Below are 26,225 nucleotides of genomic sequence, written 5' to 3'. Positions count from 1 at the left end.
CCCTCTGTCGATCGTTCATCTGGGCAGCTGGATGTCAGTGGTGGCCGGCCGAGGCGACGGGCTCGGGCACCAGGATCGTGGGCTCGCTGGCGTCCTTGACGTCCTGTTCGGTGACTCCGGGCGCGAGTTCGACCAGTACCAGGCCGTCCGGCGTCACGTCGAGCACGCACAGGTCGGTGATGACCCGGTGCACGACCCGGCGGCCGGTGTGGGGCAGCGTGCACTCCTCGACGATCTTGTGGGAGCCGTCGCGGGCGAGGTGCTCCATGAGCACGATGACCTTGCGGGCGCCGTGCACCAGGTCCATGGCACCGCCCATTCCCTTGATCATCTTCCCTGGGATCATCCAGTTGGCGATGTCTCCGGCGGCCGAGACCTGCATCGCTCCGAGGACGGCGGCGTCGATCTTGCCGCCGCGGATCATCCCGAAGGAGGTGGCGGAGTCGAAGAAGGAGGCGCCGCGACGGATCGTGACGGTCTCCTTGCCGGCGTTGATCAGGTCGGGGTCGACCTCGTCCTCGGTCGGGTAGGGCCCGGTGCCGAGGATGCCGTTCTCCGACTGCAGCACCAGCTCGATGTCGTCGGGCACGAAGTTGGGGACGAGGGTCGGCAGGCCGATGCCGAGGTTGACGTAGTCGCCGGCGGACAGCTCGGCGGCGGCGCGGGCGGCCATCTGGTCACGGGTCCAGGGCATCAGTCTGTCTCCTGTTGAAGAGCGCCGGTTGTGGCGGAGCACCACTTCGCCGACGTCAGCGGCTCGGTCACGGTCTGGTCGGCGGTCATGCCCGGTCTCTCACCTTCCGCTTCTCGATCCGCTTCTCGGCGGCCTGCCGCAGTGTCAGTGCCAGGACCCGGTGGACGTAGACGCCGGGCGTGTGGATCTCGTTGGGGTCGAGCTCGCCGGGCTCGACCAGGTGCTCCACCTCGGCGATGGTGACCCGGCCGCATACCGCCGCGAGCGGGTTGAAGTTGCGGGCGGCGTCCTTGTAGACGAGGTTGCCGTGCCGGTCGCCCTTCCAGGCTCGGACGACTCCGAAGTCGGCGACGACGGCCCGCTCCAGGACGTGCTCCACGCCGTCGAACACCTCGGTCGGCTTGGCGGGCGAGGCGACCGCGACGCTGCCGTCGGGGGCGTAGCGCCATGGCATGCCGCCCTCGGCGACCTGGGTCCCCACGCCGGTGCGTGTGTAGAACGCTGCGATGCCTGAGCCGCCGGCCCGCATCCGCTCCGCGAGTGTGCCCTGCGGGGTCAGCTCGACCTCCAGCTCACCGGCGAGGTACTGCCGGGCGAACTCCTTGTTCTCCCCCACGTAGGACGCCACGATCCGACGCAGTCGGCCTGCTCCGAGCAGCAGTCCCAGGCCCCAGTCGTCCACGCCGGCGTTGTTGGAGACCACTTCCAGATCGGTCGTGCCCGCCTCCAGCAGGGCTCGGACCAGCACCGCCGGGATGCCGCACAGGCCGAAGCCGCCCACCGCCAGCGTCGCGCCGTCGGGGATGTCGGCGACCGCTTCGGCGGCCGAGCTCACTACCTTGTCCATCACGCCTCCAGCTTCGTGGCGAGGATGCGGCCGCGGGCCTCGCCGAACCCGAGTCGGGTCCCGTTCGGTCCCGGGGCGGTGGCCGTGAGCGCCACCGCGTCGCCGTCCTCGAGGAAGGTGCGCTGCGCGCCTGCCACGGTGATCGGCTCGGCGCCGCCCCAGGTCAGCTCGATGAAGGCGCCGCGCTGGTCCTTGGCGGGGCCGGAGATGGTGCCGGAGGCGAACAGGTCTCCGGTGCGGGTCGGTGCACCGTTGACGGTGAGGTGCGCGAGCATCTGGGCCGGGGACCAGTACATCGCGGCGTACGGCGGGCGGCTGACGATGTCGCCGTTCCACTCCACCGCGAAGTCGATGTCCAGGCCCCACGGCTTGTCGAGCGCCAGGTAGGGCAGCACCTTCGGTTCCTGGACGGGAGTGTCCACCTTCGCTGTCTGCAGGGCGAGCAGCGGGACCACCCACGCGGAGACGGTGGAGGCGAACGACTTGCCCAGGTTGGGGCCGAGCGGGACGTACTCCCATGCCTGGATGTCGCGGGCCGACCAGTCGTTGAACAGCACCACCCCGAAGATGTGTTCCTCGGCGCGCTCGACCGCGATCGGTTCCCCGATCGGATTCCCGGTGCCGACGACGAAGCCGAGCTCGGCCTCGATGTCCAGCCGGGTGGAGGGGCCGAAGCCGGGGGCGGTCTCGTCCGGCGCCTTGCGCTGGCCGGCCGGGCGCACGATATCGGTGCCCGAGACGACGACCGAGGCCGACCGGCCGTGGTATCCGACCGGGAGATGCTTCCAGTTCGGCATCAGTGGGTCGGGGTTCTGCGGCCTGAACAGGCGGCCCAGGTTCGAGGCGTGGTGTTCCGAGGCGTAGAAGTCGACGTAGTCGGCGACCTCGAACGGCAGGTGCAGGGTCACGGCGCCCACGGAGTGCACCGCGTCGTCGGGCACCTCACCGGCAAGGGCCTCGGTGATCGCGGCGCGGACCTGCACCCATCGGCTGTGTCCCTGGGCCATGAACGGGTTGAGCGACGGGGCGGCGAAGATCTCGTCGTCGAGCAGCAGGGCCAGGTCGACCACGTGGTCGCCGTACCGGACGGCCACGCGCGGCTCGCGGCCCGGCACGGAGTACACGCCGTAGGGCAGGTTATGGGGGCCGTAGAGGTCTTCGGTGGGCACGGAGAGTCGGGTCACAGTACGTCCTTGGAGGTGTCGGGGGTGACGAGGCCGAGGCCGGCGAGCTCGGCGACGGGCTCGACGATGGAGCAGGTGCCGAAGGAGCGGAACGCCTCCCGCACCCGCGACGGCAGCGCACGCACCTGCTCGGATACGCGTGCGCCGTCGCGATCGGCGAGCAGCGGGACGAGCTCGGCCTCGTCGGCGCCGTCGAGGGCGGCTCCGGTGGCAGCCAGCAGGTTGAGGAAGCCGTGCTGCTCGAATCCGGTGGCCGGGTCGGTGTTGCGCAGCGCGTGGTGCAGACCGGCGGTGGCCTTGAACGGCACGCCGGCCCGCACGGCCGCCAGCACGCAGGCCGCGAGCTCGCTCTCGTCCGGGTAGAACTCGGCGCGCACGCCGCCGGTGCGGAACTTGGCGAGGTACGGCGTGCCGGCGAGGGCGTCGAGCACCGCGTCGCGGCGTGTGTCGCGGGGCACCTCGACGAAGACGGTGACCTCGGGGTCCTTGCCCAGCACGGTACGCAGGGCGGTGGTGACGTCGCCGGGCTCGGAGTCGCCGGGCAGGGCCACCTCAAGCACCCGCAGCCGCACGGAAGGGATGCGTGCGGTGGCCGCGACGGCCTCGGCGACCTGTGGCAGCGGCACCGTCACGGCGACATCGAGTTCACCGTCAGCCGGCTTCTCGGGCAGTCCGGCCACCACCTCGGCCAGCTTGTCCAGGTCCTTGGCTGCCACCACCAGCGGGCCGACGAGGTCACGGTGGGAGGATCGGAGATGGCCGACGTGCGCCGGAACGGCCTGCGCGAGCGGCAGGTTCCCGGGCGGGAAGACCGCCGCGTCGTCACACAGCCCGGCGACGAGGGAAGCGGGGAGCGGGGCAGTGTTCATGAGCCGGTCGTTCCCGCCTCACCACGGGACCAGGAGTAGGCGTACACGCCGTCGTCGGTGGTACGCGCGGCCTCGCCGAGCTCCAGTGGCCGGAAGGTGTCGACCATGACGGCCAGTTCGTCGAAGAACTCCGCGCCGATGCTGCGCTCGTAGGCCCCCGGCTGCGGGCCGTGCGGATGACCGCCCGGGTGCAGGCTGATCGAACCCTGTGCGATGCCGGAGCCCTTGCGGGCCTCGTAGTCGCCGCCGCAGTAGAACATCACCTCGTCGGAGTCGACGTTGGAGTGGTAGTACGGCACCGGGATCGCCAGCGGGTGGTAGTCCACCTTGCGCGGCACGAAGTTGCAGATCACGAAGTTGTGCCCCTCGAAGACCTGATGCGCCGGCGGCGGCTGGTGGATCTTGCCCGTGATCGGCATGTAGTCAGCGATGTTGAACGCGAACGGGTACAGGCACCCGTCCCAGCCCACCACGTCGAAGGGGTGGTGCGGCAGGGTGTGCACGGTGCCCGCGACACCGCCCGGACCGGGTCCGCGGTGTTTGATGTAGACCTCGACGTTCTCCTCCTCGACCACGCGGGGGCCAAAGGGGCCGCGCAGGTCCCGCTCGCAGTACGGCGCGTGCTCCAGCAGCTGCCCGAAGCGGGAGAGGTAGCGCTTCGGCGGGGTGATGTGGCTGTTGGCCTCGATCGCGTAGATGCGGACCGTGCCCTTCGGGGCGATGCGGTACGTGGTCGCGCGCGGCACGACCACGTAGTCACCGGTGGCCGCCTCGATGTCGCCGAAGACGGTCTCGAACACCGCCTCACCGGCCTCGAGGTAGAGACACTCGTCACCGATGGCGTTGCGGTAGTACGGCGAGACGGTGTCGGCGACGACGTACGACAGCCGCACGTCGGCGTTGCCGAGCAGGAGCCGCCGACCGGTCACCGCGTCGATTCCGGTGGTGCCGTCCTCGAAGAGCTTGTGCGTGGGGAAGTGGCGCGGGGTGAGCGGGTGGTTCGGGACCAGCGACTGGTCGTGCAGCTCCCACACGCGGTAGTCCACGATCGAGGAGGGGATGTTGCGGTGGTAGAGCAGCGAGGAGTCCGAGGAGAACCCTTCCTCCCCCATCAGTTCCTCGAAGTAGAGCGTGCCCTCGGGCGAGCGGTGCTGGGTGTGCCGCTTCGGCGGGACGGAGCCTGCGACGCGGTAGTAGGCCATGTCGGCCTCCCTCTCAGGTGTTGTCGGTTTCGTGGAAGTTCCTGCCCGCTGTCTCTGGGCAGGTCGCGGCGGCGAGGACGGTGATCGCCATGGTGAGGACCAGGTAGCCGATGACGGCCGCCGTCCCGCCGATGGACACGAGCCAGACCGCGATGAAGGGAGCCGGGGCACCGGCGATGATCGACGAGCCCTGGAAGACGAGGGACGAACCGGCGAAACGGTGCCGGGTCGGGAACAGCTCGGTGATCCATGCCGCCTCGGGTCCGGCCAGCATGCCGTGGAACCAGGTGCCGACCGACACTCCCACCAGGAGCAGGCCGGTGCTGTGAAGGCCGGCCAACCAGAAGAAGACCGGCGCCCAGGCGACCAGGACGACCGAGGGCACGATGAGCGCGCGCCGGCGCCCGACGCGGTCGGACCACCAGCCGCCGAAGAGCATCCCGGCGAACTGGAAGAGCGAACCGATGGTGACAAGCGTCAGTACGGTGCCGCGGTCGAAGCCCTCGAACTGGGTGGCGTAGGCCACCACGAAGATCGTGTAGACGTAGAACGCGATGTTCTCGCCGAGACGGACGCCGAGGCCGTGCAGTACAGGGCGCGGGGTCCGCAGCGCTTCGAGGATGGAGGAGCGGTGTGCCGTCTGCTCACGGTGCGCGGCCCGCTCCTGGGCGGCCTGGAAGACCGGTGACTCCTCGATTCCGCGGCGGACCCAGAAGCCGATGGCCAGCAGCGGCACCGCGACCAGGAAGCAGACCCGCCAGCCCCACTCCCCGAACGCGTCCCCGGGGAAGAGTCCGCCGGCCGCTGCGGCGACGAGGGTGGCCAGAACGGTGCCCAGCGGCGCGCCGGCCTGCGGCCAGGAGGCCCAGAAGCCCCGGCGCCTGGGTTCGCCGTACTCGCTGACCAGCAGCACCGCCGCACCGAACTCACCGCCCAGCGCAAAGCCCTGGATCATGCGGAGCAGCACCAGCATGCCGGTCGCCCACGCGCCGATCTCGGCGTAGGTCGGGAGCAGGCCGATGGCCGCGGTGGAGACGCCCAGCATCACGAAGGTCACGACGAGCATGGGCTTGCGGCCGTATTTGTCGCCGAGGTGACCGAAGACGATGCCGCCCAGCGGGCGGGCGACGAAGCCGAGGCCCTGGGTGGCGAGGGCGGCGAGCAGTGCCACGGTCGGGTCGCCGTCCGGGAAGAACAGGGGGCCGAGGACGGTGGCGGCGAGGATGCCGTAGATGGCGAAGTCGTACCACTCGAGGACCGCGCCTGCCATGGCGCCGGTGAGGACCCGCCGCATGCTGGTCGGCGGGGCGCCGACGGGTGTGCCGGCTTTCGTGGGGGACCCGATGGAACGCATGGTTCTCTCTCCAGACAGGGGAAGTCCGCAGGTGCGGCCGGGTTCAGATGTCGAGGGTCAGGCGTGCGCCGCAGGCGCGGGAGCAGCAGGTGAGCATCACGTTCTGGGCCTCGCGCTCGGCCTTGGTGAGCACGACGTCGCGGTGGTCGACGTCACCGTCCACGACGCCCACCTGGCACGTGCCGCACAGGCCCTCCTCGCAGTCGCTGGGCACATCGACCTTGGCCGCGCGCAGCGCCTGCAGGACGGTCTGGTCGGCCTCGACGCGCACGGTGATCCCGGAGTTGTTCAGCTCCAGGTCGAAGGCGTGCTCGACCGCCGGGTCCAGGTTCACGGGAGTGGAGGTGAAGTGCTCGACGTGGAGCGTCTCGTCGGGCCAGCCGACCGCGAGCGCCTCGAGCTCGGCGATCATCCGTTCCGGGCCGCAGCAGTACACCTGGGTGTTCTCGGGCAGCTCGGCCAGGAGAGCGGGCAGATCGGCCCGGGGGCCCTCGTCGCCGGCCCAGACGTGGAGCCGGTCGCGGTGGATCGCCCGCAGCTCGTCGAGCATGGCCATCGAGGCGCGTGAGCTCCCGGCGTAGTGGAACTCGTAGTCCGCCCCACGGCGCAAGGCCTCGCGCGCCATGCCGCTGATCGCCGTGACGCCGATGCCGCCGGCGATGAAGACGTACCGCTGCGCGCCTGTGTCGAGGCGGAAGTGGTTGCGCGGACCGCGGATCGCCAGGCGGCGACCGGCGTGGGCATGGTCGTGGATCCAGGCGGAGCCACCACGCCCGTCGGCCTCGCGCAGGACCGCGATCTCCAGGGCCGTCCGATCGGCCGTGTCGCCGCACAGTGAGTACTGACGGGACAGACCGGTGTCGCCGCAGATGACGTCTATGTGGGAGCCCGGGCTCCACGTCGGGAACGGCTTGCCGTCGGGCGACTCCAGGCGGAGCCGGACGATCCTGTCGGTGAGAGGTGTACGCCGGGTGACCACCACGGGGCGGGTGACGTGCTGGGTGGCGCCGGGGCCCAGGCGCACCGGGACCGAGCCGGCCAGGACCGACGGGTCGGTCCGCTCCGGGTTCGCTGCCGGGTCCCACTCCACCAGCAGGTGTTCCGGGCCGCGGAAGGAGGTGTTGCGGACGTAGGTGAACGTCTGGGGACTCAGCCGCACGTGGGGGACCCGCCGGGTCAGCTCCTCAAGGATGATCTGCAGTTCCATCCGGGCCAGGTTCTTGCCCATGCACTGGTGGGCGCCGTACCCGAAGGTGAGGTGTTCCGACGCGCCCACGCGGCGGATGTCGACCAGGTCCGGGTCCTCGAAGTGACGCTCGTCGTGGTTGGCCGACGACTGCATGATGAGGAGCTTGGCGCCCTTCGGGATCGGCACGCCGCCCACGGTCGCGTCGCGGGTCGCGATACGCCGCCAGGCGGAGACGGAGCCGCTCACCCGCAGGCACTCCTCCACCGCGTTGGGGATCAGTGAGGGGTCGGCGCAGATCTCCTCCCAGACCTCCCGGTTCTCCAGCAGCAGCTTGACCGCGTTGGTCGCCGCGATCGCGGTGGTCTCGTGGGCCGCCACGATGCCGGCCATCATCATCGAGTGCAGGAAGGAGTCGGTGACGATCTCCGGGTGCTCGGGCTGCATACGGATGGCGAACTGCATCCAGCCCGGTCCGCTGGGATCGCGGCGCATCTTCTCCAGCACCTGGCCGGAGTACTGCCAGAATTTGCCCACCGCTTCGGCGACGGCGATCTGCTCCTCGGGACCGGGACGGCCCCAGATGTTCACCGTATGGGCGACCGAGTACCGGCGGAGCACCGCCATATCGTCCTCGGGGACGCCGAGGAAGTGCAGCGCGACGGTGAGCGGCAGCTCGAAGAACATCTCGTTCACCAGGTCGGCGCGGCCCTTGTCGATGAACCGGTCCACGAACTCGCGGGCCAGCCGGCGCACCATCGGCTCGTGCGTGGCCAGACTCCCGGGCTCGAAAGGCTCTATGAGCAGCCGGCGGCGGGGCATGTGAGCCGGTTCGTCCTCGTTGACCAGCGTCCGCTTGAGCCCGAAGTCGTAGGAGTCGAGCACCGCCTCGGCCTCACGGCTGATCGGGGTGATGTTCTCCAGGGCCACCGACGGGCTGAAGGTGACGTTGTCACGGAAGATCGCCTGGACGTCGTCGTACCGCGTGACGACCCAGTAGCCCAGCCGGGGACTGAAGAAGACCGGCTCCTCCGCGCGGGACCACTCGACGTACGCGGCCGGGTTCTGCTGGTACCCGTCCCCGAAAGGGTCGAACTCCGCGGCTCGACCGCTGACCGGGCACCCCTTCGGGTGCCCGTCACCCGCTCGGGACGCACCCGTCACCGGGCAGCTCACCATCTCGTCTTGAACCACATAGACTCCGCGTGTTACTAATAGTGGACAACTTGCTCTATCCAGCGGACGGAATGAATGTAAGTTCGCAGCACCAACGGGTCAAGACTTTTCAGCCAGCTGTGCGGTCACATGGGTGCTCGGCACCGGCCTCGGCGGGTGGAAGCGGCTCGTTCCGTCAGACCGAGGAGAGTTACATGAGCACCCTGCAGACCCTCGACCGCGGCGCACGCGCGCTGTTCGCCGTAGCCGCCAGGCCCGGCGGCGTGACCGTGGCCGAGCTGGCCGCCGAGCTCGACGTGGCCCGCGCCATCTCCTACCGGCTCGTCGCCACACTGGAGGAACACGGCCTCCTGACCCGCGACTCCGACGGCCGGGTCTACCTCGGGGCGAGCATCCCGGCGCTCGCGGCGAGGTACTGGCCGAGCCTGCTGTCCATGGCCACCCCGGTACTGCAGGAACTCGCCGACCGGACGAACGCGACGGCCTACCTGTCCGTCGCCGAACGGGACGAGGCCGTCGCGGTCCTGTCCCTGGATCCCTCCATGACCTCCGTGCTGAGGATCGGCTACCGGATCGGCAGCAGGCATCCGCTCGACCGGGGCGCTGCGGGCATCGCCATCCTCTCCGGCCGTCCTCCCGCGCCCGACGACTCCGCGGAGGTGACGGCCGCCCGGACCCAGGGCTACAGCATCACCCACGGCCACCTGCAGCCCGGTGCCGTCGGGGTTGCCGCCCCCCTCCGGTTCGCCGGCGCGCGCGCGGGCGCCCCCGAAGCCTGCGTCGGCATTGTCGCGCTCGAGGACTTCGACGCCGAGGCAGCGGGCACGCTCATCGTCGAGGCGGCGCGTCGGATCGGTGGTGGTGTGCCTGTGCCTCAGGACGCTCGTCCGGGTGCCTGACTCGGCGCGATCGGTGGACGGCAGGCCGGCCTGCGTCCGCACACTCCGGTGGAAGACGCGATCCCTTCCGCTCCAGGGACTTTTCAGGGACTTCCAGCGCCGGCCGAGGGACTTCCGAGGGACTTCCCGCCGCCGGACGCAGCAAGCCCGCGAGAGCTCAGAAAGGGCTTCCGTCGCGGATCGGAGGCCCTTCCCAGGCGGTTACGTTCGGTTGGGATACGGCTTCACGGCACTGGAGACGTGTTCGCTGCCCGGTGTGGCCACGTGGGCCGGCGGCGGAGCCGGCCAGCCCCAGCCACCATGCCGCCTCGAAGGCGTGGCACCCATGAGGGCCGCCCACTTCTTGACACCTGTCTTGCACTTTCACGACACCTGTATAGAATCGACGTGTGCGTACGACAGAGAAGACACGACCGCTCGACCCCCGTGTGGAGCGAACGCGGGCCGCCCTTTTCGCGGCGGCGGTGCGGTTGGTGTCGGAGCAGGGAACCTCATCCGTCGCGGTGACGGACCTGGCCACAGCGGCAGGCGTCAGCAGGCAGCTGGTGTACACGCACTTCGAGGATCGTGACGACTTGCTGGTTCAGGCGGCCGTCGACCTGGCCGAGCGCTCGCTGCTGGCGTACGACACCCCGCCGGCGGCTTTCGATCGCGCCACGGTGCTGCCGGTGGCGCAGCACTTCGCCGAGCACCGGGCCTTCTATCGGGCGCTGCTGACCGGAAGCTGTGCCTTCGGTATGACGCAGGCCCTTGGTGAACTGCTTGCGCCCGCCGGCCGGCAGGCCATGGTGAACATCTTCGATGACCGGCTCACCAGTTCGCTGGCGGATGACCTCGCCGTGTTCGTGACCGGCGGGGCCGGTGCCGTGGTCAATGCCTGGCTGCTGAGCGAGGAGGAGGTCCTCGACCCGCACGACCTTGCTGAACGGCTCCACCGCCTGTGGCACATACTCGATCGAAGGGACACGACATGACGGCCAATCCCCAGCCCGAACCCTCCTCGGTGGCGAGGTTGACGGTGCGCATAGGCGAGCCGATCGACGCGGGCCCGACCCCGCTGGGGCATCGGCGGGTCATACCGATCATCGGAGGCACGGTGACCGGGCGGATCGAGGGTGAGGTCCTGCCCCTCGGTGCGGACTGGAACCTTGTCAGGCCGGACGGAACGGCGTCGGTGGACGCGCGTTACCTCGTCCGCACACACGACGGGGTCGTCCTCACCGTGGCCAACACAGGCATCCTGGCATCGTCCGGCTTCCTGACCTCGCCCCGCATCGAGGCCCCCGAAGGTCCGTACGGCTGGCTCAACGACGCCCTTCTCATCGGAACCCTGGCCCCCCTCATCGAGGACGACATTCCCGTCGGGGTGTCGCTCGAATTCCACCAGATGACGACGGAATGAGATACCCCATGCCCCTGCTCGAGAACGGCCTCATCGCCGACGCCCTTGCCCGCGTGTACTCAGCGCTCACCAACCGGATGAAGACCGCGCGACTGTTCCCCGAGATTCCGGGACACGCCAGCGAGATCACCATCCCGACCCGGCACGGAGACATGCGTGCCCTCCTCTACCGGCCCACCAGGCCGACCGACGCTGCCGGCACCGGCGTCTACGTCGACATACACGGCGGCGGCTATGTCACGGGCAAGCCGGAGATGGACGACTCCCTGTGCCGCTACCTCGCCCACGAGGCCGGCGTCTTCGTGATCAGCATCGACTACCGGTACGCCCCACGCGGACGCTTCCCCGTCGCCCCCCACCAGAGCTATGACGCGCTGGTCTGGGCCGCGTCGCCGGAGCGCGAATGGTCGGGCGGCGCGATCTGCGTCGGCGGGCAGAGCGCCGGAGGCGGACTCGCCGCTGCGGCGTGCCGCCAGGCTCTTGACGCGGGTGGCCCGGCGGTCGCCTTGCAGGTGCTGCAGTACCCGCCTCTCGACCTGGTCACCCCCGGGCGTGACAAGAAGGCGCCCACCAGCCATACGCCGATGGTCCGGCCATGGATGGCAGCCGTCTTCGACAAGGCGTACATCCCCGACCAGGCCCGTCGTAGTGATCCACTGGTCTCCCCGGCGTGGGGGAACAACAGCGACGACCTCGTCGGCATCGCACCGGCTCTCGTGATCACAGCCGAGTACGACCGGCTCCGCGCGGAGGCGGTCACCTATGCGGGCAAGCTCGCGAGGGCCGGCGCTCTGGTCGACCACCACGACCTGCCGGGTGTCGATCACGCCTACGACATGCTCGGCAAGGATCCGGAGCTGACCCGCAAGATGTACAGCATCATCGCCGAACACGTTCGCCGGGCCACCACCTGACAGTCGTCGAAACAGAGCAGGTCGGGGCTCTTCGCAGGGTCACACAAGCTTGCGGGGGAACCTCAGAGTGGACCCGTGCGTACACACGACCGTCGCAAGGGCAGAACGAACTACCGCTTCATGTGCGGCTCCGTAGCCCGACCGCGGCAACCGTTACGGTGCCGTGAAAGATGCGGGCCCGCTGGCCGAACGGATCCGTGGAGGCGCACCTGACGGCAGTCGCGTCACCGCTGTGGAAGGAGCTTCTTTCCGCAGACGGCGTGGAATCCGATCGCTCGCCTGCCTTTGCCGCCGAGGAAGACGTCGTCGTCTGGTGACGGTTTTCCCGGCTTGGCGGCGGCGTGCCGGCCGCCGTCGGCGAGACCCGTGACGACGGACAGGTAGTGGCTGACGATGTCGTGCATCTTTCGTGCTGTGCGGGCGCGTTCGGCCGTCGCGGCGAGCTGGTCCTGCTGGTCGCGCTCGGACTCCAGCCGACGGGCGTGGTCCTCCTAGGCCTCCGTGTGATCGCGGCGGGTGCGGACCGTCATGCCGAACAGAGCGGCGGTGGCGGTCGGCAGTTGGGAGCCGAGCTGCTGGTTCCAGGTGCCCTCGCTGCTGTGGCGGGCGACCCTCACGAGCACCGGGGCGGCGATCAGGGCCGCCGTCCCCCGCGCGGTCGCGCAGGGGACGGCGGAGGGCCAGGTGGTGGACGAGGACCAGGTTGACGATGGCGAAGGCGGCGATGACGAGCAGGGCGGTCCGCAGGGTGGGTGCGGCGCCGGAGGAGCGGGACGGAAAGGCCGAGGCTCAGGGTGAGAACCAGTCCTGCCCGTCGAGGACGGGGGCGGCATTGCCCCAGCCGTCGCCCATGTAGTTGATCAGACGGCCGTCACCCAGAACCCGGTGAAGTGCAGGTCCCAGACGAGTGGATGGTGCCGGTCGAAGGCGCGTACGCGCGGCTGTTCCGCTGGAGGTACTCGGTGAGGGGCTTGGCCTGCCGTTCATCCGTCCAGGGCTCCACGGTGCGGGAGTGTGCCGGGCCGTGGCGCCCGTCGGGGGACGTGTACGAGATGAGGAAGGTAGTACCGGGGGCATTAGGGTGACCGGCATGACTGCCTTGCTGCCTGATGACTACGTGATCCGTCCGATCCGCGCTGATGAGTGGCCTGCGGTGCGGGAGTTCGCGCTGCGGATGCTGAAGGACCCGGTGGCGCACCTGGCGTTCTTCGACCGGTACGAGGAAGCCGTGCGGCGGCCCGACTCGTTCTGGCAGGAACGGGCCGCCGGGGGTGCGGAAGGGGCGGAGACGGTGCGGCAGGTCATTGCCGAAGGGCCGGGCGGTGCGTGGCTCGGGACGGTGACCGTGCTGATGGAGGAGCCGGGGACGACGGACTGGGCGGAATTCCCCGTCGAGCGGCGGCAGGGCCACGTCGTCGGTGTGTACGTGCGGCCCGAGTGGCGGGGGAACGGGCTGACCAAGGCGCTGTTCGCGGCCGGGCTGGACTGGGCCTGGGGGCGTGGGGTCGAGCGGGTGCGCCTCATCGTGCACGAGGACAACGCGCGGGCGCGGGCGCTGTACCGCAAGCTCGGTTTCGCGGAGACCGGGCGGACGATCCCGCTGGCCAAAGCGCCCGGGCAGAACGAGCTGGAGTACGTCCTCGAGGAGCGCTGGGGGTCGGACCGGCAGTTCGTCGTGCGGCCAGCGGGCGCGGCTCTGCTCACGGGACCGGAGTAGAGCCAGGGCCAGCAGGTCCCGGTCCGCTCCGGTGGCGAGCAGCTCCGGCGGTTCGGGAAGCGGAGCCACCGCGGCGACGTCGTCCAGGACGAGCGTCAGTGAGGGGTCGAGCCGACTGGAGGATGACCCTTCGGCCGTGCGCCGGCCGTGCTCGACCGTGTCGGAGACGAGGGCCTTCAGGAGCGGCATCGCGAGCTTGGGCTGGTCCTGGGCCCCTCGATGGATTCACCGACCACGTATTACATGCGGAGCGGCAGTTCAGGTGCTCGATCGCGACGCCGGGCCACGGCGCAGCCGGGCCGGAAAGGAGCAGGGGCGCGCACACGCTGTACCAGAGCACGACTGCGGACTACTGATCATCGACCTCGGTCAGGAGGAAGTGGTCGAACGGCAGCCAGTCACGAGAACCCACTGGCAGGAGCCGTACTCCGAGCGAGGTGAGCAGCACTCGGGCCATGGTGTGACGCGCCACTGCGGCAGGGCGGCGTCCTCCTTCAGGCCGGCTGGTCGAGCACTATCGGTAGTTCGTTGTATCCGGCCGTGGGGAGTGGCAGGAGTCAGTTGCCGTGCCAGGGGCCGAAGAGGACTGCTCGCCGTCCGCGTGTCGGCAACGGCTGAATCTGGGTTCTGGCTCACTTTTGGTGCTGAAGTGACGGAGGGTCACTGTTGGCGTCGGCGGCGGTCCGAGGTCACGCGGCCAGGAGGACGCGCTTGCGCAGGAGGTCCAGACCCGCCCGGCCGAACATCTGCCGCTTCAGCATCTTGATCCGGTTCACCTGCCCCTCCACCGCCCCCGAACTGAACGGCAACGTCAGCCCAGCCGTCACCGCCACCTGATCACCAACGACCCCATTCACGAACGAAAGCAGCGGTTTCCGATCGGATCCGTCGACCACTGCGCGTCTGAGGGTCAATTCTGTGAGCATGCTCGTCCGTGAGGAATGTGGAGTGGGAAGACGCACTGTTTCCGCAGGTGGACGGCTTGGTGATCGAGGAGGTCGAGCTCGGCGAGGGCCACGTCCGCGTCGCCGCCCGGGCTGACGCCTCGCAGGCGGTCTGCCCGCAGTGCGGTGAGGCGTCCGGGCGAGTCCACAGCGGCTATGAGCGTCGGCTCGCCGACGCGGCCGTGGGCGGTCGACCGGTAGTGATCCAACTGCGGGTGCGGAGGTTCCGCTGCACCGGACGCTCCTGCCCCAAGAGCACCTTCGCCGAGCAGATCGCCGGGCTCACCTTCCGGCACGGCCGCCGCAGCGCACGCCTGCACGCTGTTCTGCAGGTCGTCGCGCTGATGCTGGCCGGCCGGGCCGGCACCCGGCTGGCGAGCGTCCTCGATGCCGCTGCCAGCCGCTCCACGCTCCTGCGGCTGATCCGGGCCATGCCCGATCCGCCGAAAACTACGCCCAGAATTCTGGGCGTTGACGACTTCGCCCTGCGACGGGGCCACGTCTACGGCACCGTCCTGATCGACATCGAGACCCGCAGGCCGATCGACCTGCTGCCCGACCGCGAGGCCGCAACCCTTGCCCGCTGGCTTGCGGAACATCCTGGTGTCGAGATCATCTGCCGCGACCGGGCCACGGCCTACGCGGAAGGCGCCCGTGCGGGCGCCCCCGACACCACGCACGTGGCCGATCGCTGGCATGTCTGGCACAACCTCGTCGAGGCGGTCGAGCGTTGCGTCACCCGGCACGCTGCCCACCTGCGCGAACCCGAATCTCCCCCGGCCCCCGAGGCATCGGCCGCCGCCCTCGCGGAACTGGGGAAGACCGCCACGGCGGGCCACCCGGCCAGCACCGCCCACCGGTATGCGGACCGGACCCGCGAGCGCCACCGGGCCGTGCACGCCCTGGTCGACCAGAGCCGCCCGCAGCGCGATCGCGCGGGAACTGGCCCTGTCCCGCAACACCGTCCGCCGTTTCGCCCGTGCCACCACCTGGCAGGAACTGGTGACCGGCAAGTGGCAGGGCCTCCCCAGCGTCCTCGATGACTTCAAGCCCTACCTCCACCAGCGCTGGAACGAGGGCTGCACCACCGCCGCCTCCCTTTTCGAAGAGATCACGGCCGCCGGTTACCGCGGTGGCCTCACCATTCTGCGCGACTACCTGCGCCCACTGCGATCAGGCGCTCCGCCCCGCGAGAAGGTCCGGCCTCCCTCAGTGCGGCAGGTCACAGGCTGGATGACGCGCCACCCCGACAGCCTCGCCCCGGAGGAGACCCTGGGGCTCAAGGCCATCCTCGCGCGATGCCCCGACCTCGACGCCACCGCCGGCCACGTCCACGTGTTCGCCGAGATGATGACTGCCCGCACCGGCCACCAACTCCCCGGCTCGATCGAGACGGTCCAGGCCGAGGACCTGCCCGAACTGCTTTCGTTCGTGAATGGGGTCGTTGGTGATCAGGTGGCGGTGACGGCTGGGCTGACGTTGCTGTTCAGTTCAGGGGCGGTGGAGGGGCAGGTGAACCGGATCAAGATGCTGAAGCGGCAGATGTTCGGCCGGGCGGGTCTGGACCTCCTGCGCAAGCGCGTCCTCCTGGCCGCGTGACCTCGCACAGCCGCCGACACCGACGTGACCCTTTGTCACTTCAGCACCAAAAGTGAGCCAGAACCTCGTTTCACCCGTTGCCGAGAGGGCCCGAACCGACAACTCCAGTGCTCACTTCCCGCCCGATGTCATGGCCAACGCAGCAAGTCCCGCGGTACGTGCCGCTGGCTCAGCCAGGCCGTCTGAGACTGGGACTGGCCGGGGCGGGCATCGCCCGCGTTGGGGGCCGGGCGCGACGTGACACACGGAGGCGCGACACCCACGTCACGCGGGCACGAGCACGCCTCCGCTCACACGGAAGGCGTCGTCAACTTCCGCGGTTTTCATCCCGTCTTGCTCCTGCTGAGTGTTCCTCACCTGTCACTCGGCGCTCTGCCTGCGCTGCTCGATGAACGCCTGCAGGGTGTTCATCTTGTGCTGCCTGGCGAAGCGCTCGACCTTGTCGGGTTCCGAACCTTCCTTGATGAGCCGCAGGAGCTCCTCGTGCTCCTCGACCGAGGTCAGGGAGCGCGTCGGCACGAAGTCGAACGTGGACCGCCTGAGTCGGTCGATGCGTTGCTGTTGGTTGGTGACCAGGCTCAGCAGGTCCGTGTTGGGGCACCGGCTGCGCAGGATGCTGTGGAACTCGCCGTTCAGCTTAGTGAAGTTGACCGGGTCGAAGGACTCACGGCTGCGGCGCATCCTGTCATTGACTTCACGGGCGGCTTCGAGATCGTCCTCGGTGAGGAGAGGACCGCTCAGTCCGGTGGCGGCACCGTCGAGCACCGCCAGGGCTTCCATCGCCGTCTCGTACTGCGTCTCGTCGATCGCCACTCGGGCTCCGACGTTCCGTTCGAAGGTGACGTGCCCTTCGGCTTCCAGCAGCCGTACCGCTTCGCGTACCGGGACGGCGCTGACGGAGAACTCACGCGCCAGTTGTTCGAGGACCAGGCGGTATCCCGGGCTGTAGGTGCCGTCCATGATGCGTTCGCGCAGTGCGCGGTAGACCAGCTGTGACTTCGACTCGCGAGTCGGTTGGGCATCGGTGGAAGACATCAGCTTTTCCCTGTCGACGGATCCTGGAAGTACGTAACGTTGGTACACGTCCCACGAGATGGATCGGCGGCTCGGGGCCGACCGTGCTCGTCAGTGTTCGTCAGCATGCCAGTCCTCGGCAGGCACTGTGGAGCGAGTACGGCGGGACAGATGATGGTCGCTGTCCTTCAGCCGCTCGTAGTGGTCGATCAGCAGCTCGTGGCCCAGGTCGTTGCGGTAGTCCCGCCAGACTGAGTGGATGTGATTGCCGCTGTCGATCGCGTTGTCGAACTCTATGAGCAGGGTGTCGGTCTGGATCCGGTAGTAGTGGGACGTCCCGAGCTTGGTCCCGCCCGCCCAGCAGAAGTAGATCCTGTCGTCGTTCGTACCGTCGAGCGACCGCAGGTAGGTCTCGGCGAGCTCGTCGGGGATGCGTCCCACGTAGGTCCGGATGAGGTCCTTGACCAGCTCGGCTCCCTTGCGGTCCAGGTCGGAAGCGGCGATCCCTCGCGGCCGGTCCGCCTCGAACTTCAGGGCCTCCCGGTCCGCGTCGGAGATGCGATAGCTCGTTATTCCGAGATCGACATGGTCGGGGAGCTCAACACGGCCGATACGCGGCACCTGCCTGGTGACGTAGTCGGCCGGTGCCACGTCATGGATCACCGTCGCTTTGCGCTGGGCCTCCGGCAACCGGTGCAGCAGTTCGAAGGCGAGTTCCTCGTCATCCCTCAGCGGGTGGAAAATGCCGGAGGGGACCGGCTGCGCGCCCATGTTGCAGGGAGTGACCGTCAGGTAGCGCTGGTCGATGATGGTGTAGCTCAGGGACAGGTGATGGCCGAGGACCCTCCAGCCCCAGGTGTCCTCGAAGCCGGGGCGGCCGAAGAAGGAGAAGGCGTAGTTGTCGGGGTCACGGAAGTCGCCCGCGATGACGCCGAAGCCGCGCTCGTGGACCTCCTTCTCCCGCAGCATGTTCTCCATGGCCATGATCTGCAGGGCCTGACTGTAGCCCCGGGTACTCAGGCCCGAGGCGAGCAGGTGCTGGGCCAGCGTCCGCTGGTGCCCGTGCAGCACCGACATCGGGATCCCAGCCCGGTCGGGCTTGGGAATGAAGTCCCAGTCGACGCGCTGCGGGTCGGTCATCGGGAACATGGCGGCGCCCCGCTGTTCGGGCGTCAACGAATTAAGCAGCGCCCATGTGGCGAACAGCATGCGCTTGATGGTATTCGGGGCCTCGTACGGCTCAGTCATCCGGGCAAATCCTCAGCTTCTGACGTAATGATCTTTCGAGTTTGGTGGTCGCCGGTGGGACTCTGGGGCACCGCCTGGACCTCTCGACCGGGCGCCTTCCCGGCTAACCTCGCGCGGGTGCCGAAGCGGCCTGCGCGGCGGGACTTCCGTATGCCGCCGCCCTCGCGGCAGCGTCCGCCCGGGGCGCTGGGAGCAGCGACCCGACGCGGAAGTCATCCGTAGTGATCGTCGTGCGCAGGTGACCGGTCGATACCCGCTCGCCGTTGCGGGCCGTGCCGGCCACCTCGACCTCGACCACGTCCCCGGGCCGCGCGACGGATGATCCCGCCGGCGTGCCGGTGAGGATGACGTCCCCCGGCTCAAGGGTCATGAACCGGGACAGGTCCGCGATCACGTAGCCGAAGTCGAACAGCATGTCGTCCTGGACCTGCGCGTCCTGCGCCAGGCGCCCGTTGACGTGCGTCCGGAGGCGGAGACTCGATGGATCGAGGTCCGGCGCTTCCAGGACGATCGGGCCGAGCGGAGTGCATCCATCGAGGCCCTTGGAGTGGACGTTCGATCCGGGGTCCGCGTACCGCAGGTCGTACAGGCCGAAGTCGTTGGCCGCCGTCACCCCGCTGACGTGCTGCCATGCGGCATCACGACTTACGCGGTGCGCTTCGGTTCCGATGATGAGAGCGATCTCCCCCTCGAAGGCGAGGAGCTCGCAGTCGGCCGGCACTGCGAGCGTCGACCCGGACTCCGTCAGGGTCGACGGGGCCTTGAGGAAGTACGACGGGAACGCGGGACTCTTGCCTCGCTGCTCGGCCCGGCTCCGGTAGTTGAGGTGGACGGCCACGATCTTCGACGGTCGGCCATGGGGGAAGTCGGTCATAAGTGCATCCCATCGTCGTCGCTTGACCGGAGGTGGGCAGACGGCACGGCCCTCCATGTCGCTCTCTGAACCGCAGGTCACCACCCACCCCGGTCGCCTCGGGATCCCCGAGATGTTACGAGCTCTTCACAGAGCATTTCATATACGATAGCCTACACGAACTACGGGCCCCGCTCTAGACGTCGCCGAGCACGACGAATTGTGCCGGTCGAGCGGTGCCACAGATGACCCGTCCACGGATCCGTAGGAACCCGCCGTTGAAGCAGGGGCGCCGCGCGCACGTCGTCCTTCACCGCAACGCAACGGACGACACAATGGAGTGGAAATGAACGGACTCGATGGCAAAGTCGCTTTCGTCACGGGCGCAGCTTCCGGTATCGGAAGCGCTGTCGCGACGCTGCTCGCACAGAAGGGTGTCAGCGTGGTGCTCGGTGACATCCAGAAGGACGCCGTCGCCGAGAGGGCTGACCAGATCGTCAGCGGCGGTGGCGCCGCGGTCGCCTGTCACCTCGACGTGACGGACCCCGCCTCGTGCCAGGCGGCTGTGCGCACGGCCCGGGAGCGCTTCGGCGCCCTGCACCTGGCCGTCAACAACGCCGGCGTACCGACGACGTTCAACAAGGTCGCGGACATACCCGCGGCTGAATGGCAGCGGCAGCTCGACATCAACGTCACGGGCGTCTTCAACTGCCTGCAGGCGGAGCTACCCGCCATGCTTGACGCGGGCACGGGCTCGATCGTCAACCTGGCCAGCATCTCCGGCTTCACCGCTCAGCTCGGGAAGAGCGCGTACGTGATGTCCAAGCACGCGGTGATCGGCCTGACCCGCGCGGCGGCACTCGACTACGCCGAGGACAACATCCGCATCAACGCCGTGGCCCCCGGCTACACGGACACGCCGCTCCTGCAGAGCCGCAGCCAGGAACAGCGAGACAAGCTCGTCCGGCTGCATCCGATGAACCGCCTCAGCACGGACCGGGAGCAGGCCAACGCCATCGCGTTCCTCCTCTCGGACGACGCTTCGTTCAGTACGGGGTCCGTCTTCCTCAACGATGGCGGTTTCACCATCATCTGAGCTGAGGCCGCAGGCAAGCGGAACTGGCGATCGACCGCATCACAAGCGCTGACGGGACGCGCGGACACGACCGTGGCCGCCCCGGCTCCCGTTCCCCTTCGAGCCGCGTCGGGGAAGCCGGGACAGGCCCGAGCCGCGCGCACGGCGAAGAGGGCGGGCCCCGGCCGACGACCCGACCGCAGCTGAAGTCCGCAGGCCGGCCCTTCATAAGGACCGTCCTCCCGCATTCCTGCCGGGCTACGGCGCCCCTCCTCACTGTGAGGGCGACGGCTGCCCCGGCCGCCGCGCCCGCGGGAACATCCGCACATCACACTGGCGTACCGGGCAACCCCCGAGTCATGACGTGCGGTGGTGCGCGGCAACAACCGCGCACCACGTCGCTGCCAGTCACCAGAGAGCAAGTAAGCCCGACCGTGCAGGCACGGGACCGGCGCTGGCACCACACACGTGTGCGCACCGCTGAAGTGGCCCACACATCTTCTTCTTGATACTCGTCCGCACACCCAGGGCTTCGCGTACCGCCCCGGACGACGACCCTTCTTTCGCCGACTTCACCCAGCGCGGAAGCGGCTGACCCCTTGTGCGCACCTTCGGTCCAGCGAGGGCAGGTCACGAATCTCTCCTGCCAGGCATGGCTGCCCCGACAAACCAACGTTCAGAGGACATGAGCCGTGGCAATACAAACAGCGGAGACAACCTCCCGGACCCAGCTCTCCCGGGTCGCACTCGCGACTGTCATCGGGACGACGATCGAGTGGTACGACTTCTTCATCTACGGCAGCATGGCCGGCCTGGTCTTCGGCAAGCTGTTCTTCGAGCCGGCAGGCACACAGGGGGCTCTTCTTCTCTCGTTCGCGAGCGTCGGGATCAGCTTCCTCTTTCGCCCCCTGGGCGCGGTCCTCGCAGGGCATTTCGGTGACCGGATCGGGCGCCGGGCCATGCTCGTCGTCACGCTGTCACTGATGGGGGGTGCCACCACACTCATCGGCGTGATCCCCACCTATGCGCAGGGCGGCGTGCTCGCCCCGGTGCTGCTCATTGTGCTCCGGATCGTGCAGGGGATCTCCGTCGGCGGAGAGTGGGGCGGCGCGATTCTGATGGCGGTGGAGCACGCGCCGGAAGGACGACGAGGACGCTATGGGGCGTTCCCGCAACTGGGAGTGCCCTTCGGCCTGCTGCTTGCCTCCGGTGTCATCGCTCTCATGACGGGTGTCATCTCTCCTGGAGACGCCTTCACCGAGTGGGGCTGGCGAGTGCCCTTCCTCATCAGCTTCCTCTTCGTCGCCGTCGGCTATGTCATCCGGCGTCGTGTCGAGGAGAGCCCCGTGTTCCAGGCCCTGGACACCGAGCGCGCCAAGGACCAGGACATTCCCTTCGTTCAGCTCGTCAAGAAGCACTGGGCGCTCGTCCTGCTCGCCGCCCTGACCTATGCCGGGAACAACGCGTGCGGCTACATCACCACGGGCGGCTTCGTGCAGGGATACGTGACGACCCCCCTGGACGAAGGCGGCGCCGTCGGCATCGAGAACACGACCATCCTCATCATCATCGCGCTCGTGGCCGGCGTCTACGCGATCACCACGTTCGTCGGAGGAGACCTGTCCGACCGAATCGGCCGCAAACGCACCTACCTCGTCGGCTGGGCCATCTTCCTCGTCGCCTCCTTCGCGCTGTTCCCACTGCTGGACACCGGGAGCTCCCTTCTCATCTTCCTTGCCCTTGCGGCGTTCCAGACAGGGAACGGCTTCACGTACGGTCCGCAGCCGGCCTTCTTCTCCGAGCTGTTCCCCGCCGACATCCGCTACACCGCGGTCGCGGTCACCTACGCGCTGGGGGCCCTTCTCGGCGGCGCCTTCACCCCCCTGGTCGCGACCGCCATCGTCCAGGCGACGGGGAACTCGTTCTTCGTCTCGCTCTATCTCGCGGCGATGATCGTCATCGCGGCCGTGGCCACATGGCTGATCAAGGACCGCACCGACGGGCGGCTGATGCCGAGTGCGGACAAGCGCACCACCGTCGGCTGAACCCGGCTCACGGCGCCGAGCTCACCGGCCCGGCAAAGCCGCGATCAGCGCCGGGACCGCACCGGTACACGTTTCTCAGCACAAGGCGGGGCCGGATCGACCGGCCCGGCTCAGACCCGTACGCCGTCTTCGTGGACTGACAGGAAGCTGGAGTGATCATGGCGAAACGAGAGAGCACACTGACGGGTTGGATACCGCGGGACGTCCATCCCGTCGCATGGAAGGCGCTCGGTCTGAGCTGGCTGTTGTGGACGCTCAACGCTTTCGATTTCATGCTGCCCACCATCCTGGGGCCGAACATCATCAACGAGTTCGGCCTCACCGCCACGGCGTTCACCGGCCTCATCGCGCTGATCTACGCACTTCGGGCGATCTTCGATCTCCCGCTCGCGGCCCTCAGTGACCGTCTCGGCTCCGGTTGGCGGCGACGACGCGTGTGGGTGCCGCTCGTGCTGGTCTACGCCGTTGTCTCCACGCTGTCCGCGGTCAAGGCGCTGTCGGGTTCGGTCGGCGCGCTGTTCGCCCAGCGAGCCGTTGTCGGTGTCGGCTGCGTCGGTGACGAGACCATCGGGGTGACCGCCACTTCTGAATGGTGGCCGGCGAAGCACCGCGGATTCGCCATCGGGCTGCACCACACCGGATTCCCTGTCGGCACCTTCCTGGCGGGACAGCTGAGCGCCCTGGTCATGTACCTGTTCGGGGCCGACGAGTGGCGCCTGGTGTTCTGGTTCTCCCTGCTGTCCATCCCGCTGATCCTGATCTACCGCAGGCTCTCCACGGCGGAGAACTTCGCGAAGCTCGGCAAGCACGCGGACCAGGATGACGAGGCACACCCCCACGAGACCGAGGGGTCCGTGTCGGCCGACAGTCCGTGGTGGTCGGTGCTCAAGCAGCGGGAGGTGTGCCTCGCAGCCCTGTACTCGGGCCTGATGGTCATCGTCTACTTCGGCTTCTCCACGACGTTCCCGCTGTACCTGGCCTACGTGAGCGACTACTCGCTCGCCGAGGTCGCTTCGCTGTCGGTCATCTGGACGCTGGTCGGCGCGGTGTTCCAGGTGGTGCTGCCGCGGCTCAGCGACCGGGTCGGCCGCAAGCCCCTGCTGGTCTTCGCCGCCGTCTGGCAGTGTCTGGTCATGGCCATGGTCCCGATGGCCACCTCGCTGGTCATGGTGGTGCTGGTCCAGGTGGCATGGGGCCTCGTTTCCAACGCGATCCCCGCGATCTGTTACACCGTGTGCGCGGACGCCGCCCCGCCCGGACGGGTCGCCACCGCCGTCAGCTTCTCGACCACCTTCGCCTATGTCTGCTCGACTTTGGCCCTGCTGGGCTCAGGACTGCTCATCGACGCCGGCGGTGGCGTCCACAGCGCAAGTGGATTCATCACTGCCTTCTGGATCCTGAGCGGCATCTCGCTCGTCACCGGCCTCATGTACTTCCTCCTCGCCCGGGAGACCAAACCGGGCGGCGAAACCCCGGTCCGCATGGAATCCAGGCTCGTGGAGTCCTAGAGTCCCGTCCCCCGCCTGGCCTGGGGATCCGTGGCCGCCCGGGCCGGCAGGCGGCCACAGAATGTCCACACGCCGAGTAGTAACTAATATCGTATATAATCTCACCTATGAATGGAGGGTGCATGCTGCAATCCGCACACATCGAGGCGATCGCTGACGAACTGATCGACGCAGGCCGTCGCCGTACGGTGGTGCCCCTGCTGACTGCCCGTAACCCGGGGATGACGGTCGAGGACGCCTACGCCGTGCAGGGTCTGTGGGCTCGGCGGCGCGCGGCGCAGGGCCACACCGTCGTCGGCCACAAGATCGGCCTCACGTCCCGGGTGATGCAGGCGGCGACCGGCATCACCGAACCCGACTACGGCGTCATCTTCGACGACATGGTCCTCGCCAACGGCGCCGAGGTGCCGTTCGACGACTTCTCCAACGTCCGGGTCGAGGTCGAACTCGCCTTCGTCCTGGGGCGGCCCCTCAGCGGTCCGCGCTGCACGCTCTTCGACGTACTCGACGCCACCCGGTACGTCGTACCGGCGATGGAGATCCTCAACTCCCACATCGAGCTAGAGCGCAGGACGATCGTCGACACGATCAGCGACAACGCCGCCATGGGAGCCATGGTGATCGGTGGACGCCCCGTTTCTGCCGACGACGTCGACCTGCGGCGTGTCGGCGCACTGCTGTACCGCAACCAGACCGTCGAGGAGACGGGCCTGGCCGCCGGCGTACTCAACCACCCCGCCAACGGAGTGGCGTGGCTGGCGAACAAGCTCCACCAGCACGACGCGACGCTCGACGCTGGGCACATCATCCTCTCCGGTTCCTTCACACGTCCGATGTGGGTCGAGCGCGGCGATACCGTCCATGCCGACTACGGCGATCTGGGGGCGGTCACATGCCGTTTCGTCTGACTCCGCCCTTCGGTACGGCGCTGACCGACGCGGACCGCGCGCTGGTCGGGATGTGGGTGTGCAGCGGTAGCCCTCTCGTTGCCGAGATCTGCGCCGGCAGTGGCCTGGACTGGTTGCTCATCGACGCAGAGCACAGTCCCAACGACCTCACGACACTACTGGCACAACTGCAGGCCACCCAGGGCTACCCGATCACCGCGATGGTCCGGCCACCCAGCGCCGACCCGGTCGTCCTCAAACAGTTCCTCGACCTCGGCGCCCAGAACCTCCTGGTTCCGATGATCGATGACGGTGAGCAGGCGCGGGAGGTCGCCCGAGCCGTCACCTACCCGCCGGAGGGCATCCGGGGTGTCGGCAGTGCGCTGGCCCGGGGGTCGCGCTGGAACCGGGCCCCCGACTACCTGCACCGGGCACGGCAGACGATCTCCGTGTACCTGCAGGTGGAATCCGCCGACGCGGTGCGGAACGTGGAGGAGATCGCGGCCACCCCCGGGATCGACGGCATCTTCGTCGGCCCCTCCGACCTGGCGGCGTCGATGGGGCTGCTGGGAGAGCAGGGCCATCCCGACGTCGTCGACGCAGTCCTACGGTGCATCGCAGCCGCGAAGCACGCCAGGACAAAGGTCGGGGTGAACGCGTTCGCCCCGCCCCTCGCCCAGCGCTATGCCGACGCGGGCGCCGACTTCATCCTCGTGGGCGCCGACGTCGATCTGCTGGCGCGCGGCAGTGAGCGGTTGGCCTCCGCCTACCTGAAGGAAGACAAGTCGTGAACGGAGACAAGAACGTGGTACACGGTGCTCGCACCACCTTGGACCCCGCACTGCGGGACAAGCTGACGCGCACGGCCGTCGCCACGATCAGTGCGGAGCTGCGCCGCCGGGGCTACCCGGACATGGCGATCGACGGTGTCCGTCCGCGTGTGCCGGGCAGCAGGCTCGTCGGGCCTGCCCGGACGCTCCGGTTCGTCGCACACCGGCCGGACCTCTTCGAGACGCACGGTGGCGGGTACAACGTGCAGAAGCAAGCCTTCGACGGCCTGCGGACCGGTGACGTACTGGTGATCGAGGCACGCCAGGATCCCTCCGCGGGCACGGTCGGCGACGTCCTGGCCCTTCGGGCCAAGACGCTCGGCGCTGCCGGCATCGTCAGCGACGGAGGTGTACGGGACTTCGCCGCCGTTTCCGACATGGGCATTCCGACGTTCACCCAGTCGGTTCACCCCTCGGTTCTCGGCCGGCGACATGTGCCCTGGGAGGCGAACACCACCATCACGTGCGGTGGAGTGACGGTCCAGCCCGGCGACATCCTGGTCGGGGACGACGACGGTGTCGTCGTCATCCCGGCGCATCTTGTCGAGGAGGTGGCCCACGCCGCAGCCGAGCAGGAGATGCAGGACGCCTGGGTCGCCGAGCGGGTCGCCGAAGGCAATCCGGTGGAGGGACTGTTCCCGCCCACCGGGCACTGGAAGGAGGAGTACCGGACTTGGCGCGCGAGCCAGTGACGGCGTCCGCGCGCTTTCCGACGGTGCCCCGGTGACGGTCGCTCCGCACGTACTTGAGGACCGCCCAGTTGGGCGGTCCTCAAGTA

Annotated in this window: 26 protein-coding genes and 1 pseudogene; 13 read left to right on the top strand and 14 right to left on the bottom strand. The window is 68.6% G+C overall.

Annotated elements, in window-relative coordinates; genetic code table 11:
• Window positions 1-34 precede the first annotated feature (34 nt).
• The 7 genes from ACFV9M_RS38125 to ACFV9M_RS38095 all read right to left on the bottom strand — a co-directional run bounded on the left by ACFV9M_RS38125 (window position 35) and on the right by ACFV9M_RS38095 (window position 8,500).
• The gene (locus tag ACFV9M_RS38125) at window positions 35-694 is read right to left on the bottom strand and encodes a 3-oxoacid CoA-transferase subunit B (RefSeq protein WP_385075714.1); all 660 of its coding nucleotides are present in this window, start codon (window positions 692-694) and stop codon (window positions 35-37) included.
• Window positions 695-779: 85 nt separating this feature from the next.
• Window positions 780-1,541 carry a CoA transferase subunit A gene (locus tag ACFV9M_RS38120; RefSeq protein WP_385075717.1) on the bottom strand — a complete coding sequence of 254 codons (762 nt, stop codon included), beginning with the start codon at window positions 1,539-1,541 and terminating at the stop codon, window positions 780-782.
• Window positions 1,541-2,725, bottom strand: coding sequence for a fumarylacetoacetase (gene fahA / locus ACFV9M_RS38115; RefSeq protein WP_385075720.1), 1,185 nt, complete (start codon window positions 2,723-2,725; stop codon window positions 1,541-1,543). Before fahA ends, ACFV9M_RS38120 begins: the two co-directional genes overlap by 1 nt.
• The gene (locus ACFV9M_RS38110) at window positions 2,722-3,594 is read right to left on the bottom strand and encodes a hypothetical protein (protein WP_385075722.1); all 873 of its coding nucleotides are present in this window, start codon (window positions 3,592-3,594) and stop codon (window positions 2,722-2,724) included. The genes fahA and ACFV9M_RS38110 overlap by 4 nt, the downstream gene beginning before the upstream one ends.
• Complete coding sequence (locus ACFV9M_RS38105; protein WP_385075724.1) at window positions 3,591-4,796, bottom strand: homogentisate 1,2-dioxygenase; 1,206 nt, start codon at window positions 4,794-4,796, stop codon at window positions 3,591-3,593. The genes ACFV9M_RS38110 and ACFV9M_RS38105 overlap by 4 nt, the downstream gene beginning before the upstream one ends.
• A gap of 13 nt (window positions 4,797-4,809) precedes the next feature.
• Complete coding sequence (locus ACFV9M_RS38100) at window positions 4,810-6,150, bottom strand: MFS transporter (protein ID WP_385075727.1); 1,341 nt, start codon at window positions 6,148-6,150, stop codon at window positions 4,810-4,812.
• Between the two features lie 43 nt (window positions 6,151-6,193).
• Window positions 6,194-8,500 carry a cytochrome P450/oxidoreductase gene (locus tag ACFV9M_RS38095; protein ID WP_385075730.1) on the bottom strand — a complete coding sequence of 769 codons (2,307 nt, stop codon included), beginning with the start codon at window positions 8,498-8,500 and terminating at the stop codon, window positions 6,194-6,196.
• A 206-nt stretch (window positions 8,501-8,706) separates the two neighbouring features.
• Between ACFV9M_RS38095 and ACFV9M_RS38090 the strand changes: the two genes are divergently transcribed.
• The 4 genes from ACFV9M_RS38090 to ACFV9M_RS38075 all read left to right on the top strand — a co-directional run bounded on the left by ACFV9M_RS38090 (window position 8,707) and on the right by ACFV9M_RS38075 (window position 11,727).
• Window positions 8,707-9,411 carry an IclR family transcriptional regulator gene (locus tag ACFV9M_RS38090; protein WP_385075732.1) on the top strand — a complete coding sequence of 235 codons (705 nt, stop codon included), beginning with the start codon at window positions 8,707-8,709 and terminating at the stop codon, window positions 9,409-9,411.
• A gap of 389 nt (window positions 9,412-9,800) precedes the next feature.
• Complete coding sequence (locus ACFV9M_RS38085) at window positions 9,801-10,385, top strand: TetR/AcrR family transcriptional regulator (RefSeq protein ID WP_385075734.1); 585 nt, start codon at window positions 9,801-9,803, stop codon at window positions 10,383-10,385.
• A complete protein-coding gene (locus ACFV9M_RS38080) occupies window positions 10,382-10,813 on the top strand; it encodes a DUF3237 family protein (RefSeq protein WP_385075738.1) in 432 nt (143 codons plus the stop codon). The genes ACFV9M_RS38085 and ACFV9M_RS38080 overlap by 4 nt, the downstream gene beginning before the upstream one ends.
• Before the next feature lie 8 nt (window positions 10,814-10,821).
• Window positions 10,822-11,727: an alpha/beta hydrolase fold domain-containing protein gene (locus ACFV9M_RS38075; RefSeq protein WP_385075741.1), complete on the top strand. Its 906-nt coding sequence runs from the start codon at window positions 10,822-10,824 to the stop codon at window positions 11,725-11,727.
• Between the two features lie 224 nt (window positions 11,728-11,951).
• On the opposite strand, the gene ACFV9M_RS38070 is transcribed toward ACFV9M_RS38075, so the two are convergent.
• Window positions 11,952-12,131, bottom strand: a complete 180-nt coding sequence (locus ACFV9M_RS38070; protein ID WP_385075744.1) for a hypothetical protein — start codon at window positions 12,129-12,131, stop codon at window positions 11,952-11,954.
• Between the two features lie 87 nt (window positions 12,132-12,218).
• Entirely contained in the window at window positions 12,219-12,350 is a 132-nt protein-coding gene (locus ACFV9M_RS38065; RefSeq protein WP_385075746.1) for a hypothetical protein, read from the bottom strand.
• A gap of 467 nt (window positions 12,351-12,817) precedes the next feature.
• Here ACFV9M_RS38065 and ACFV9M_RS38060 point away from each other — a divergent pair, with 467 nt between their 5' ends.
• On the top strand, window positions 12,818-13,444 hold the full coding sequence (locus ACFV9M_RS38060) for a GNAT family N-acetyltransferase (RefSeq protein ID WP_385075749.1): 627 nt from the start codon (window positions 12,818-12,820) through the stop codon (window positions 13,442-13,444).
• On the opposite strand, the pseudogene ACFV9M_RS38055 reads toward ACFV9M_RS38060, so the two are convergent.
• Both ACFV9M_RS38055 and ACFV9M_RS38050 read right to left on the bottom strand, forming a co-directional pair.
• A pseudogene (locus ACFV9M_RS38055) lies at window positions 13,388-13,683 on the bottom strand (hypothetical protein); the annotation flags it as partial. The gene ACFV9M_RS38060 and the pseudogene ACFV9M_RS38055 overlap by 57 nt on opposite strands.
• Before the next feature lie 450 nt (window positions 13,684-14,133).
• The gene (locus ACFV9M_RS38050) at window positions 14,134-14,358 is read right to left on the bottom strand and encodes a hypothetical protein (RefSeq protein ID WP_385075784.1); all 225 of its coding nucleotides are present in this window, start codon (window positions 14,356-14,358) and stop codon (window positions 14,134-14,136) included.
• Between the two features lie 20 nt (window positions 14,359-14,378).
• Between ACFV9M_RS38050 and ACFV9M_RS38045 the strand changes: the two genes are divergently transcribed.
• Window positions 14,379-15,431 (top strand): ISL3 family transposase, encoded by a 1,053-nt coding sequence (locus ACFV9M_RS38045; RefSeq protein WP_385075751.1) that lies wholly within the window; start codon window positions 14,379-14,381, stop codon window positions 15,429-15,431.
• On the top strand, window positions 15,391-15,987 hold the full coding sequence (locus tag ACFV9M_RS38040) for a hypothetical protein (protein ID WP_385075754.1): 597 nt from the start codon (window positions 15,391-15,393) through the stop codon (window positions 15,985-15,987). The genes ACFV9M_RS38045 and ACFV9M_RS38040 overlap by 41 nt, the downstream gene beginning before the upstream one ends.
• 360 nt (window positions 15,988-16,347) lie before the next feature.
• Here ACFV9M_RS38040 and ACFV9M_RS38035 read toward each other — a convergent pair whose 3' ends face one another.
• From ACFV9M_RS38035 to ACFV9M_RS38025, 3 genes are all read right to left on the bottom strand, one after another.
• On the bottom strand, window positions 16,348-17,022 hold the full coding sequence (locus ACFV9M_RS38035; protein WP_385075757.1) for a GntR family transcriptional regulator: 675 nt from the start codon (window positions 17,020-17,022) through the stop codon (window positions 16,348-16,350).
• Between the two features lie 90 nt (window positions 17,023-17,112).
• Entirely contained in the window at window positions 17,113-18,249 is a 1,137-nt protein-coding gene (locus ACFV9M_RS38030) for a DUF3500 domain-containing protein (protein WP_385102670.1), read from the bottom strand.
• A 103-nt stretch (window positions 18,250-18,352) separates the two neighbouring features.
• Window positions 18,353-19,123, bottom strand: coding sequence for a fumarylacetoacetate hydrolase family protein (locus ACFV9M_RS38025; RefSeq protein ID WP_385075763.1), 771 nt, complete (start codon window positions 19,121-19,123; stop codon window positions 18,353-18,355).
• Window positions 19,124-19,448: 325 nt separating this feature from the next.
• Here ACFV9M_RS38025 and ACFV9M_RS38020 point away from each other — a divergent pair, with 325 nt between their 5' ends.
• The 6 genes from ACFV9M_RS38020 to ACFV9M_RS37995 all read left to right on the top strand — a co-directional run bounded on the left by ACFV9M_RS38020 (window position 19,449) and on the right by ACFV9M_RS37995 (window position 26,139).
• Entirely contained in the window at window positions 19,449-20,198 is a 750-nt protein-coding gene (locus tag ACFV9M_RS38020) for an SDR family NAD(P)-dependent oxidoreductase (RefSeq protein ID WP_385075766.1), read from the top strand.
• A gap of 671 nt (window positions 20,199-20,869) precedes the next feature.
• Window positions 20,870-22,222: an MFS transporter gene (locus ACFV9M_RS38015; protein WP_385075769.1), complete on the top strand. Its 1,353-nt coding sequence runs from the start codon at window positions 20,870-20,872 to the stop codon at window positions 22,220-22,222.
• A 158-nt stretch (window positions 22,223-22,380) separates the two neighbouring features.
• Window positions 22,381-23,730, top strand: coding sequence for an MFS transporter (locus ACFV9M_RS38010; protein WP_385075771.1), 1,350 nt, complete (start codon window positions 22,381-22,383; stop codon window positions 23,728-23,730).
• Between the two features lie 122 nt (window positions 23,731-23,852).
• Window positions 23,853-24,638, top strand: a complete 786-nt coding sequence (hpaH, locus tag ACFV9M_RS38005) for a 2-oxo-hept-4-ene-1,7-dioate hydratase (RefSeq protein WP_385075772.1) — start codon at window positions 23,853-23,855, stop codon at window positions 24,636-24,638.
• Window positions 24,623-25,408, top strand: coding sequence for an HpcH/HpaI aldolase/citrate lyase family protein (locus ACFV9M_RS38000; RefSeq protein ID WP_385075775.1), 786 nt, complete (start codon window positions 24,623-24,625; stop codon window positions 25,406-25,408). Before hpaH ends, ACFV9M_RS38000 begins: the two co-directional genes overlap by 16 nt.
• Window positions 25,405-26,139, top strand: coding sequence for a hypothetical protein (locus tag ACFV9M_RS37995; protein ID WP_385075778.1), 735 nt, complete (start codon window positions 25,405-25,407; stop codon window positions 26,137-26,139). The genes ACFV9M_RS38000 and ACFV9M_RS37995 overlap by 4 nt, the downstream gene beginning before the upstream one ends.
• The last annotated feature ends 86 nt before the right edge of the window (window positions 26,140-26,225 follow it).

Origin of the sequence: Streptomyces sp. NPDC059895, assembly GCF_042731035.1 — a bacterium.
GTDB lineage: Bacteria > Actinomycetota > Actinomycetes > Streptomycetales > Streptomycetaceae > Streptomyces.
The sequence above is the reverse complement of the archived record's forward strand: the minus strand, read 5'-3'. Positions and strand labels throughout refer to the sequence as shown.

Bases quoted from the DNA above. Each gene is read 5' to 3' on its own strand.
- ACFV9M_RS38125 (WP_385075714.1), bottom strand. From the start codon at position 694: ATGCCCTGGACCCGTGACCAGATGGCCGCCCGCGCCGCCGCCGAGCTG.
- ACFV9M_RS38010 (WP_385075771.1), top strand. From the start codon at position 22,381: ATGGCGAAACGAGAGAGCACACTGACGGGTTGGATACCGCGGGACGTC.
- ACFV9M_RS38030 (WP_385102670.1), bottom strand. From the start codon at position 18,249: ATGACTGAGCCGTACGAGGCCCCGAATACCATCAAGCGCATGCTGTTC.
- ACFV9M_RS38110 (WP_385075722.1), bottom strand. From the start codon at position 3,594: ATGAACACTGCCCCGCTCCCCGCTTCCCTCGTCGCCGGGCTGTGTGAC.
- ACFV9M_RS38025 (WP_385075763.1), bottom strand. From the start codon at position 19,123: ATGACCGACTTCCCCCATGGCCGACCGTCGAAGATCGTGGCCGTCCAC.
- ACFV9M_RS38100 (WP_385075727.1), bottom strand. From the start codon at position 6,150: ATGCGTTCCATCGGGTCCCCCACGAAAGCCGGCACACCCGTCGGCGCC.
- ACFV9M_RS38090 (WP_385075732.1), top strand. From the start codon at position 8,707: ATGAGCACCCTGCAGACCCTCGACCGCGGCGCACGCGCGCTGTTCGCC.
- ACFV9M_RS38020 (WP_385075766.1), top strand. From the start codon at position 19,449: ATGAACGGACTCGATGGCAAAGTCGCTTTCGTCACGGGCGCAGCTTCC.
- ACFV9M_RS38105 (WP_385075724.1), bottom strand. From the start codon at position 4,796: ATGGCCTACTACCGCGTCGCAGGCTCCGTCCCGCCGAAGCGGCACACC.
- hpaH (WP_385075772.1), top strand. From the start codon at position 23,853: ATGCTGCAATCCGCACACATCGAGGCGATCGCTGACGAACTGATCGAC.
- ACFV9M_RS38120 (WP_385075717.1), bottom strand. From the start codon at position 1,541: ATGGACAAGGTAGTGAGCTCGGCCGCCGAAGCGGTCGCCGACATCCCC.
- ACFV9M_RS38060 (WP_385075749.1), top strand. From the start codon at position 12,818: ATGACTGCCTTGCTGCCTGATGACTACGTGATCCGTCCGATCCGCGCT.
- ACFV9M_RS38000 (WP_385075775.1), top strand. From the start codon at position 24,623: ATGCCGTTTCGTCTGACTCCGCCCTTCGGTACGGCGCTGACCGACGCG.
- ACFV9M_RS38035 (WP_385075757.1), bottom strand. From the start codon at position 17,022: ATGTCTTCCACCGATGCCCAACCGACTCGCGAGTCGAAGTCACAGCTG.
- ACFV9M_RS38070 (WP_385075744.1), bottom strand. From the start codon at position 12,131: ATGCACGACATCGTCAGCCACTACCTGTCCGTCGTCACGGGTCTCGCC.
- ACFV9M_RS38075 (WP_385075741.1), top strand. From the start codon at position 10,822: ATGCCCCTGCTCGAGAACGGCCTCATCGCCGACGCCCTTGCCCGCGTG.
- ACFV9M_RS38080 (WP_385075738.1), top strand. From the start codon at position 10,382: ATGACGGCCAATCCCCAGCCCGAACCCTCCTCGGTGGCGAGGTTGACG.